Here is a 10,270-nt window from a genome sequence, read left to right as displayed (position 1 = left end):
CAAACTGGCCCGGATTGCCTTTGCTCTGATGAAGACTCAACAGCCGTATCGGCCTACGGCCGATACGGTGGGGTAGACATAGAATCTCCTACAGGGCAGCGCCGGAGTCAGGCCGCCTCGGTCTGTCGCGCCTTCTTCTGCTCCAGCTCACGCACCAGTGGTAGCACCTTCTCGCCGAAGTAGCGCACTTCTTCCTGGAAGTGCAGGAAGCCCGCCAGCACCAGGTCCACGCCCACCGCCTTGAGCGCGACGATGCGCTCGGCGATCTGCTGCGGCGTGCCGATCAGGTTGGTCTTGAAGCCGTCGTTGTACTGCACCAGGTCCTCGAAGCTGGATTTCGCCCAGTTGCCTTCGCCTTCGGGCGAGGCGGCGCCAGCCTGTTTCGCGGCGTGACCGAAGGCGTTCACCGCTTCCGGGTCGGCCTTGTCGATGATCTCGGCGAGCACCGCGCGGGCTTCCTCCTCGGTATCGCGGGCGATGACGAAGGCGTTCACCCCGACCTTCACCGCGTGCCCGTTGGCCGCGGCCTTTTGGCGGATGTCATCCACCTGCGCCTTGATCCCCTCCACGCTGTTGCCGTTGGTGAAGTACCAGTCGGAGACCCGTGAGGCCATGTCGCGCGCGGCCCGCGAGCTGCCGCCCTGGAAGACTTCCGGGTGCGGGCGCTGCAACGGCCGGGGCTTCAGGTTGTAGTCGTGGAAACGGTAGAAGTCGCCGTGGAAGCTGAAGTTGTCCTGGGTCCAGATGCCCTTCAGGGCGCGAATGAATTCCTCCGAGCGGCGGTAGCGCTCGTCGTGCTCCAGCCAGGGTTCGCCGATGGCCTGGAACTCGCCCTTGAACCAGCCGCTGACGATATTCACCGCGATGCGCCCGCCGGTGAGCTGGTCGATGGTCGCCAGTTGCTTGGCCGCCAGCGCGGGCGTCCACGGGCCGGGGAGGATGGCAGCGATCACCTTGAGCTTTTCGGTGGCGGCCAGCAGCGCGTGGCTGAAGGCCACCGACTCGTGCTGGTACTCGGCGCCGTAGCCGGCAGTGAAGCGGATCTGCGTCAGCGCGTAGTCGAACCCGGCCTCCTCGGCGATGCGCGCGAGCTGGCGGTTGTAGTCGATGTCCCAGTGAGTGCGCTGCTCGATCTTGCTGACCACCAGGCCGCCACTGACGTTCGGGACCCAGTAGGCGAAGCGGATCGGTTGTTGGCTCATGGTTCGGGCTCCTCGGGGCTGCACAGCGGCGAAGGTGCCGCAGGCTGTGCAGAGCGAAAGCCATGCCACGCGGGGAAATTCCCGGCGGATCAGCAGCTTGGCATCGGGTGCGGACAGCGGCGGGTGTTCCGTGCGGCGCAATGCTGCTGGGCAAGTGTTGACGGGGCAACAGTGGCGGGTGCGACAACCGGCCCCTGAGCAGACGCCGGCAAGGCTGTCAGAATCCGAAGTTCACCCGCTCACAGAAGCGGGCACCTCCTGCGTGCGAATCCATAACAGAACAAATCCAGGGGGCAGCATGGCCATCACTTCCAGCGATATCTGCAACGCCGCCGACGGGCTGTCCGGCTTCGTCGGTTTCAACCTCAAGACCGGCAAGTACATCGTGCGTTTCAGCGAGGATTCCTTCGGCATGGACGTGGCCGAGGACAGCATCCGTCCCGCCTGCGAGTTTGTCTGGGCGCAGAAGAACGGGGTGGTCATGACCCTGAGCCGCGAGTGCCTGCAGATCCTCGCCGAGCAGAACATCCACGACCGCCTGAATCTCAACGAGGCGCTGTTGACCTACCTGCGCCGCACCGACCTGCCGGAGATCGCCGCCGAACGGCATCTGAAGTGACGCTGCACTTTCAGGATTCGCAGGAGCGGACTCCGTCCGCGACAGCTCCACATCGCGCCGGAAGCCAATCGCGGACGGAGTCCGCTCCCACGTTCATTGCCGCTTACTGCGCCAGCTCCTTGCGCAGGTCCGCCACCTGGCCGGCGGTCACCGGCGCCGCCGCGTTGCCCCAGGCGTTGCGCACGTAGGTCAGCACGTTGGCGACCTTCTCGTCATCGAGGTTCCAGGCGAACGAAGGCATGGCCGGCGAGGTGGGTGCAGCATCGGTGCCACCGGCCCGGCTGCCGGCCAGCACCACGCGGATCAGCGAGGTCGGGTCGTCGTTGTTGACCAGCGGTGCGGCGGCGAGGGTCGGGAACAGGTTCTTCACCCCGGCACCGTTGCCCACGTGGCAGGCGGAGCAGCGGTCGGCGTAGATCGCCTTGCCCGCGACCATCGCTGCGTCGCTGGCCGCCAGCGGTGTCGTTGCCGATTTGTCGGCCGCGCCGTCCTTGAGGTACACCGCCACGGCCAGCAGGTCTTCGTCGCGCCAGTGCTGGGTCGAGTTCTCCACCGCTTCGGCCATGGGGCCGGAGGCGATGTCGAAGCGGTTGGCGCCGGTCTTCAGGTATTGCACGAGGTCCTCGGTGCTCCACTGGCCGATACCGCTGTGCGGGTTGGCGGTGATGTCCGGGGCGACCCAGCCCTGCAGGTTGGCGCCGGCGAGGAAGCGCTCGTTGTCGTCACCGCCGATCAGGTTCTTCGGCGTGTGGCAGGTACCGCAGTGGCCCAGGCCTTCCACCAGGTAGGCGCCGCGGTTCCACTGCGCCGACTTGTCCGGCGAGGGCACGAATTCGCCCTGGGTGAAGTTCAGCCAGTTCCAGCCGATCAGACTGGTGCGCACGCTGAAGGGGAAGGGCAACTGGTTGCTTTCCACCGGGTTGCGCACCGGCTCCAGGGTTTGCAGGTAGGCCCAGAGCGCCAGGTTGTCCTCGCGGCGCACCTTGGTGTAAGCGGTGAAGGGCATGGCGCCGTACAGCCGCTTGCCGTTGCGCCCGTGGCCGGTGGACATCACTGCCTGGAAGTCGTCGAAGCTCCACCGGCCGAGGCCGGTTTCCGCATCGGGCGTGATGTTGGCACCCACCAGCTTGCCGAACGGCGTCTCGATGGCCACGCCACCGGCGAAGGGCGCCTGGCCGGGCACCGTGTGGCAGGCGGTGCAGTCGCCGAGCACGGCGAGATAGCGGCCTTTTTCCACCAGGTTGTAGGAGTCCGCTGCCGTTCCGGCGAAGGCTGGCTGCAGGTTGAGGCCGAGCAAGGCGAGGGTGCCGAGGGAGAGGAGAGTCTTCATGCGCTGATCATCTCCCCAGGGCGTTTCAGGTACAGCCGGCGGATCGCATCGGCGGCCTTGAAGGCCAGTGCGCCGACGGTGCCGGTGGGGTTGTAGCCGGGGTTCTGCGGGAAGGCCGAAGAGCCGACCACGAACAGATTGGGCACGCCCCAGACCTGCAGGTGCTTGTTCACCGAGCTGTTCTTCGGGTCGGCGCCCATGATGAAGCCGCCGACGATGTGCGAGGACTGGTACGAGGTGTTGGACCAGGGGCCCTTGCGCGGCGCCGGGACTATCTGCTGCGGATTCATGCTGCGGGCGATCTCGGCGACCTTGTCGGTGCAGTACTGCGCCATGCGCAAGTCGTTCTCCGGGAAGTCGAAGGTGATGCGCAGCAGCGGACGGCCGTGGGGATCGTTGTAGTTCGGGTCCAGCGACAGGTAGTTGCCGCGGGTGGTGTAGCTGCTGGCTTCGCAGCCGATGGACATGTTGCTCAGGTAGCTTTCCACCGTGGCCTTCTTCCACTTCGCGCCCCAGGTCGGGGTGCCCGGCGGCGTCGGGCGCGAGTCGATGGGCGCGGCGCCGATGGGCGTCACGCGGGTGCTGCCGCCGCCGACGAAGCCGAGCCCGGAGTGGTCGAAGTTGTCGTTGTTGAACTCGTCGATGCCCATGCCGATGGCGCCGCCACCGATGAAGGGGTTGAAGTTCTTGTCCTTGAAGAACAGCTTCACGCTGTTGGCCGTCTGGTAGGCGAAGTTGCGCCCGGTGGTGCCGGTGTTGGCGATCGGGTTGTACGGCTCACCGACCCCGGAGAGCAGCATCAGCCGCACGTTCTCGAAGATGAACGCGGCGACCACCACGATGTCTGCCGGCTGTTCCCATTCCTCGCCACTGGAGTCGACATAGACGATGCCGGTAGCGCGGCTGCCCGTGCTGTCGAGGGTGACCTTGAGCACTTCGGAGTTGGTCATGGCGCTGAAGTTGGGCTTGCGGATCAGCGCCGGCATCACGTTGACGATGGCGCTGGCCTTGGAATAGTTGGCGCAGCCGTAGTTGGTGCAGAAGCCGCAGAAGGTGCACGGCCCCATGGTCACCCCGAGCTGGTTGGTGTAGCCCTGGGAGGCCAGCGCCGAGGGCACCGGGAAGGGCTTGTAGCCCAGGTTGCGCGCGGCCTCGGCGAACAGGGTCGGGGCGTAGGTCTGCGCGGTGGGCGGGTTGGGGTACTCGCGCGAGCGCGCGCCTTCGAAGGGATTGCCGCCCTCGACGAGGCTGCCATTGAGGTTGCCGGCCTTGCCGGAAACCCCGGCCAGGCGCTCGAAGGCGTCGTAGTGCGGCTCCATTTCCTCCCAGGTGGTGCCCCAGTCCTGCAGCGTCAGCTCCTCGGGCACTTCCTTGCCGTAGCGCTCCTTCAGGTGGCTGGCCAGGCGGAATTCCTCGGGCTGGAAGCGGAAGGTGATGCCGGCCCAGTGGTTGCCGGCGCCGCCGGTGCCGTTGCCGGGGTGGAACGAGCCCCAGGAACGCATCGGCAGGGCCGTTTCGGTTTCCTTGTTGCGCATCGTGCAGGTGTTCTGCCGGGTGCGCAGCATCAGTTCCTGGCGACGGTTGTAGCGCAGCTCGTCGGCCGCCGAGGCGAGGTTGAAGTCGGCGGCGGTGTCGCGCCAGGGCCCGCGTTCGAAGCCGATGACGTTGAGGCCGGCGTCGGCCAGTTCATGGGCGATGATGGAGCCGGCCCAGCCGAGTCCGACGACCACCACATCGGTGGCGGGTAGTTTCTTGGCCATGCTGTGGTTATCCCTTTTTCGTCCAGGCGGAGCTGCCGATGATGGAAAGCGGCACGAGGTCCAGCTTCTGGTTGTGCAGGGCGATGTAGTCGCGGTAGTCGTAACGCGCGCCAGGGAAGCCGAGCATCTTCCACGACACCATGTCGCGGTTGCCGCCATAGATCGGGTCGGCGAAGAAGCCTTCCATGGTGTTGTCCAGCACCTGCTGGAAGAACAGCTTGGCGTCGATGCCATCGAGGGTGATGGCGCCTTTCTCCAGGTCAGTCAGCACCTGGTCGCGCTGCTCGCCGGGCAGGGCGCTGAAATGCTTCTGGAACCTGCCCTGGCAGTACTTGCCCAGCGCGGCGAGGCCGATGCGGTAGCGCTCGCGCGGCACCAGCGGCGACTGGTCGGCCTGGGCCGGCGTGCCGGGGGTGAAGGGGCCGGTCATGTACAGGCGGCCGAAATCGCCGTAGTCGCTCACCAGCTGGCGGTCGATGAACACCGCACAACCGGCGTCCTTGCCGCTGACGCTCAGCTCGTCGGCGGGGATCAGCTGCTCGACTATCGCTTCCAGCTCGGTGGCTTCCTCGGCGGTGAAGAACTGCCAGCCCGGACTGTCGTAGTGCAGCGGGCCGTTGTGGTCGAAGGGCAGCCATGTCGGCGTGCCGATCACGGTGGCAGCCTGGGCGCTGGCGGCAGCGCCGACGGCGAGGGAGGCGGCGGACGACTTCAGCAGCTGGCGCCGGGTGAAGCCCTTGGGGTGTTCGGTCATTTCGGCTCCTGAGGCAATACCTGTCCGCTCGTTGTCGAGGGGGAAGGGACGAGTCTTGCCAGGTCAGTTCACGGTGGTGCGCTCTGTGCCGGGGCAGTCGAGCGGAGCGGGGGTGCGAAGTCGGCCCGCAAGGGGCGCTGTGCGGATCGGCTGGCCGGGAATGGTCCCTGGCCTGTGCCGAATCAGCGCTTCGTCTTTTCCACGCGCGTTTTTAGACTAGAGGCCGTAACAAAATGTTGCAGGTTTTTTCGCGGTAAAGGTTTGTTGTGGATTTTGAGAAGATCCGCGGGCCAGACGCTGTGCCGCGGACTGGCGAGCTACGCAGGAGCGGACTCCGTCCGCGATAGCTCCACATCGCGCCGGAAGCCAATCGCAGACGGAGTCCGCTCCTACGCCCAGGTCATGCCGTCGTGGGGTTTAGAGGAACATCCCGCCCGAGGCTTCGATGCGCTGGCCAGTGATCCAGCGGCCGCCGTCGGAGAGCAGGGCGGTGATCGCCGAGCCGATGTCGTCCGGCAGGCCGACTCGGCCCAGTGCGGTGTTGCCGGCAATCTGTTTGTTCAACTCGGCGTCGTCGCGCACACGGCCGCCGCCGAAGTCGGTTTCAATGGCACCGGGGGCGAGGATGTTCACGGCGATGCCTCGCGCGCCCAGCTCCTTCGCCTGGTATTTGGTCAGGGTTTCCATGGCGCCCTTCATGGTTGCGTAGGCGGCGTAGCCGGGCAGCGCGAAGCGCGTCAGGCCGCTGGAGACGTTGAGGATGCGGCCGCCGTCGGCGATCAGCGGCAGCAGCTTCTGAGTCAGGAAGAACGGGCCCTTGAGCTGGATGTTCAGCAACTGGTCGAACATCTCTTCGCTGGTCTCGGCGAAGCTGCCGTAGAGGCCGATGCCGGCGTTGTTCACCAGGAAATCGAAGTGCTGGCGGCCGAAGGTCTCGCCCAGCGTAGTGCGGACCTGCTCGGCGAAGGCGGCGAAGCTTGCGCTGTCGGCCACGTCCAGTGGCAGCATTACCGCGCGGCCACCGTGCTGCTCGATTTCGGCGGCAACGGCCTGGGCTTCGTCGGCCTGGCTGCGGTAGGTGCCGATGATGTCGGCGCCGGCAGCGGCGAGGTGCAGGGCGGCGTTGCGGCCAAGGCCACGGCTGGCGCCGGTGATGAGAGCAATCTTGCGGGTCATGGCGAAGCTCCTGTCTGGTAAGGGGAGAGCGGTTGGGAGTGAGGGAAAGCTTATTGTTCGATTGGCTGGTGATAAACCGGCGAGAATCGGAAATACTGGTCGGCACCGCCGAACAATAAGCGGCGCATCCCAGAGAGAACCGCCCATGATCCGCCCCGACCTGCTGCGCACCTTCGTCCGCGTCACCGAGCTGGCCAGCTTCACCCAGGCCGGCGAGCAGCTCGGCCTGCCGCGTTCCACCGTGTCTGAACACATCCAGGCGCTGGAGGAACTGCTGGGCACACGCCTGCTGCAACGCACCACCCGGCGTGTCACTGCAACCCAGGACGGCCTGGTGCTCTACGAGCGCAGCAAGGACATGCTGGCCCAGCTCGACGAGTTGCAGGGCCTGTTCCGACAGGAAGACGAAGCCCTCGGCGGCCGCCTGCGGGTGGACATGCCGACGGTGATGGCGCGCAAGCTGGTGATGCCGCGCCTGGGCGAATTCCTCGCGCGGCATCCGGCGCTGGAGCTGGAGGTGAGTTGCACCGACCGCCGCGTCGACCTGGTGCGCGAGGGCTTCGATTGTGTGGTGCGGGTCGGGTCAGTGAACGATCCGTCGGTGGTGGCGCGCAGCCTCGGGCAGTTCCCGCAGGTGACCTGCGCGAGCCCGTCCTATCTCGCCGAACACGGCGTGCCGCAGACACTGGACGACCTCGCCGGACACCAGCTGATCCACTACGTGACGGTACTGGGCGCGCGGCCTCCGGGCTTCGAGTACCTGCACCACGGCGAGGTGCGCTTCGTGCCGATGGGCGGGGCGCTGTCGGTGAACAACGCCGAGGCCTACGAAAGCGCGGCCATGGGTGGGCTGGGGATCATCCAGGTGCCGATCCATGGCGTGCTCGATGACCTGGAGGCAGGGCGCCTGGTGGCGGTGCTGGAGCACATCCCGTTGCCGCCCATGGAAATCTCCCTGCTCTACGCCCATCGCCGCCTGCCGCAGCGGGTGCGGGCCTTCATGCAGTGGCTGACGCAACTGCTGGGCGAACCCGGTGTGTTGGGCTCGCCGGTGGCCGCGAAGACCTAGCTGGCCCAGGCGGAATTCAGGATCACCTCGCAGAAGTTGCCGCGCACGAAGTCCGCATCCTTCATCGCCAGCACGTCGGCCTTGACGTTGCCGAAGGTGGTTTCCGGCTTGCCTTTGATGCCTTCGTAGAAGGCCTGCAGGATGTCCTGCTTGAACTGCCCGCCGCGTGGGTGGGCGGCGACCACGGCGTCGCGCTGGGCGTCGGGGAACTGCGGGTAGGCGATGCCCAGCACGTCCATTTCCACCCCGGCGGTGACCAGGGCGATCTCCGGCTTCATGTGCTGCGGAATGCCTGGCGTGGTGTGCAGGGCGATGGCTGTCCACACCGTGTCGATGTCGCTTTCGGCGATGCCATGGCTGCGCAGGAATTCCGCGGCGCAGTCGGCGCCATCCACCTCGAAGCGTTCGCACTGGCTGCAGTAGCGCGGCATCAGGCCCATGTCATGGAACATCGCGCCAGCGTAGAGCAGCTCGGCATCGTACTTCAGTTCCTTGCGCGCGCCGGTCAGGGCGCCCCAGTAGTAGACGCGCGAGGAATGGTGGAAGAGCAGCGGGGTGGCGTTGTCGCGGACCATCTCGGTGATGGCCTTGGCAAGGGCGCTGTCGGGGACTTTGACGCCGTTCAGGTCGAGGCTCATGGCGGGCTCCTGGGCTGGGATTTCAACGCGCGGTGCGGGGTGCGTCGCGCTCCCTGCCATTGGAAATCCGCAGCCTTCGAGGGACAACGAGGGCGGGGGAGCGAATCCGGACAGCCGTGCGTCCTTTGCTGCCAGCAGCCTGTAAACCTCTGAAATCGAGCTCACCTGCAGGAGCGCGCCATGCGCGCGATCGCGGGCATGGCCCGCTCCTGCAGGGGGCGCCGATGCTGGGCGAAGATCGTAGGGCGGATAACGCGCCAGCGTTATCCGCCGCGAGGCAATCGGCGCATAACCCGTTCCGGGTTATGCGCCCTACGGTCCTACCGTTCGAAAGCCTCGGCGTGGGGCGTCTGCCCTAGACGAACTGCGCCGCCGCGTAGCCCGAGGCCCAGGCCCACTGGAAGTTGAAGCCGCCCAGGTGGCCGGTGACGTCCAGCACTTCGCCGACGAAGTACAGGCCGGGGGATTTCAGCGATTCCAGGGTTTTTGAGGACACCTCGCGGGTATCGACGCCGCCCAGGGTGACCTCCGCCGTGCGGTAGCCCTCGGTGCCGGCGGGCACCAGCTGCCAGTCGCCCAGGCGCTCGGCGATCACCTTCAGCTCGGCCGGCGTGTACTGCTTCATCGGCTTGGAGACGAACCACTGCTCGGCCAGCAGGCCGGCCATCTTCTTGGTGAACAGCTCGCCCAGCAGCGTCTTCAGTTCGCTGTTGGGGCGCTCGCGCTGCTGCTCGACGAGCCAGACGGGCAGGTCGATGCGCGGCAGCAGGTCGATGCTGACGGTGTCGCCGGGCTGCCAGAACGAGGAAATCTGCAGGATCGCCGGGCCGCTGAGACCGCGGTGGGTGAACAGGATGTTCTCGACGAAGCTCTGGCCGTTGCAGCTGACGCGGCAGTCCTCCACCGAGGTGCCGGACAGCTCGGTGCACAGCGCCTTGAGCTGCGGGTCGGTGAGGGTGAAGGGCACCAGGCCGGCGCGGGTCGGCAGTACGCTGTGACCGAACTGGCGGGCGACCTGGTAGCCGAAGCCGGTGGCGCCCAGGGTCGGGATGGACAGGCCGCCGGTGGCGATCACCAGGGATTCGCAGCGGATCAGGCCAAGGCTGGTCTGCAGCTGGTAGCCGCCTTCGTCGAGGCGGGCGATCTCGCTGACCGAGGTGTCCAGGCGCAGGTCGACGCCGGCCTGCTCGCACTCGTCCAGCAGCAGGCCGAGGATGTCGCTGGACTTGTTATCGCAGAACAGCTGGCCGAGCTTCTTCTCGTGGTAGGGCACGCCGTGCTTGGCCACCAGGGCGATGAAGTCCCACTGGGTGAAACGCGCCAGCGCGGACTTGCAGAAATGCGGGTTGTGCGAGAGGAAGTTGGCCGGCTCGCAGTACATGTTGGTGAAGTTGCAGCGCCCGCCACCGGACATGAGGATCTTCTTGCCGGCCTTGTTGGCATGGTCGATCAGCAGGACCTGACGACCGCGCGCGGCGGCGCTCATGGCGCACATCAGTCCCGCGGCGCCGGCGCCAATGATGATGACCTGGGAGGTGAGCACGGTGGATTCCTCGTGGACGAGCGCCCGGGCGGCGCAAAAGCCGCGCATCTTACCCCAAGGGTGGCCGTACGGGCTGCCTGCAGCCGACCGGGTGTCGACTGCCAATCCTTCACGCGACAGGCTTCCCGACCGGCGCCGGGCACGTCGGGATATCCCCGCGGCGCTTTTGTCCGGATAAT

General features: G+C 66.5%; 9 protein-coding genes. 2 read left to right on the top strand and 7 right to left on the bottom strand.

The window, feature by feature from the left end; genetic code table 11:
- Positions 1–107 precede the first annotated feature (107 nt).
- Positions 108–1,202, bottom strand: coding sequence for a dimethylsulfone monooxygenase SfnG (gene sfnG, locus J2T47_RS28125; RefSeq protein ID WP_253453914.1), 1,095 nt, complete (start codon positions 1,200–1,202; stop codon positions 108–110).
- 298 nt (positions 1,203–1,500) lie between these two features.
- Between sfnG and J2T47_RS28120 the strand changes: the two genes are divergently transcribed.
- On the top strand, positions 1,501–1,821 hold the full coding sequence (locus J2T47_RS28120; RefSeq protein WP_138216561.1) for a DUF2025 family protein: 321 nt from the start codon (positions 1,501–1,503) through the stop codon (positions 1,819–1,821).
- Between the two features lie 103 nt (positions 1,822–1,924).
- Here the strand turns inward: J2T47_RS28120 and J2T47_RS28115 are convergent, their stop codons facing one another.
- The 4 genes from J2T47_RS28115 to J2T47_RS28100 form a co-directional block, all read right to left on the bottom strand.
- Positions 1,925–3,151: a c-type cytochrome gene (locus tag J2T47_RS28115; RefSeq protein ID WP_253453912.1), complete on the bottom strand. Its 1,227-nt coding sequence runs from the start codon at positions 3,149–3,151 to the stop codon at positions 1,925–1,927.
- Positions 3,148–4,911: a GMC family oxidoreductase gene (locus J2T47_RS28110; protein ID WP_253453910.1), complete on the bottom strand. Its 1,764-nt coding sequence runs from the start codon at positions 4,909–4,911 to the stop codon at positions 3,148–3,150. The genes J2T47_RS28115 and J2T47_RS28110 overlap by 4 nt, the downstream gene beginning before the upstream one ends.
- Positions 4,912–4,918: 7 nt before the next feature.
- Complete coding sequence (locus tag J2T47_RS28105) at positions 4,919–5,665, bottom strand: gluconate 2-dehydrogenase subunit 3 family protein (RefSeq protein WP_253453908.1); 747 nt, start codon at positions 5,663–5,665, stop codon at positions 4,919–4,921.
- Positions 5,666–6,082: 417 nt separating this feature from the next.
- Positions 6,083–6,841, bottom strand: a complete 759-nt coding sequence (locus J2T47_RS28100) for an SDR family NAD(P)-dependent oxidoreductase (RefSeq protein WP_253453906.1) — start codon at positions 6,839–6,841, stop codon at positions 6,083–6,085.
- A gap of 145 nt (positions 6,842–6,986) precedes the next feature.
- Here J2T47_RS28100 and J2T47_RS28095 point away from each other — a divergent pair, with 145 nt between their 5' ends.
- A complete protein-coding gene (locus J2T47_RS28095) occupies positions 6,987–7,910 on the top strand; it encodes a LysR family transcriptional regulator (RefSeq protein ID WP_253453904.1) in 924 nt (307 codons plus the stop codon).
- Here J2T47_RS28095 and J2T47_RS28090 read toward each other — a convergent pair.
- Together J2T47_RS28090 and J2T47_RS28085 are read right to left on the bottom strand one after the other, a co-directional pair.
- Positions 7,907–8,548 carry an HD domain-containing protein gene (locus J2T47_RS28090; protein ID WP_253453902.1) on the bottom strand — a complete coding sequence of 214 codons (642 nt, stop codon included), beginning with the start codon at positions 8,546–8,548 and terminating at the stop codon, positions 7,907–7,909. The two genes, J2T47_RS28095 and J2T47_RS28090, sit on opposite strands and share 4 nt — an antisense overlap.
- Before the next feature lie 355 nt (positions 8,549–8,903).
- Complete coding sequence (locus J2T47_RS28085) at positions 8,904–10,139, bottom strand: NAD(P)/FAD-dependent oxidoreductase (RefSeq protein WP_301295711.1); 1,236 nt, start codon at positions 10,137–10,139, stop codon at positions 8,904–8,906.
- Between the last annotated feature and the right edge of the window lie 131 nt (positions 10,140–10,270).

The sequence above is a fragment of the Pseudomonas nitroreducens genome (genome assembly GCF_024170165.1).
GTDB classification, from domain to species: domain Bacteria; phylum Pseudomonadota; class Gammaproteobacteria; order Pseudomonadales; family Pseudomonadaceae; genus Pseudomonas; species Pseudomonas nitroreducens_C.
The sequence above is the reverse complement of the archived record's forward strand: the minus strand, read 5'-3'. Positions and strand labels throughout refer to the sequence as shown.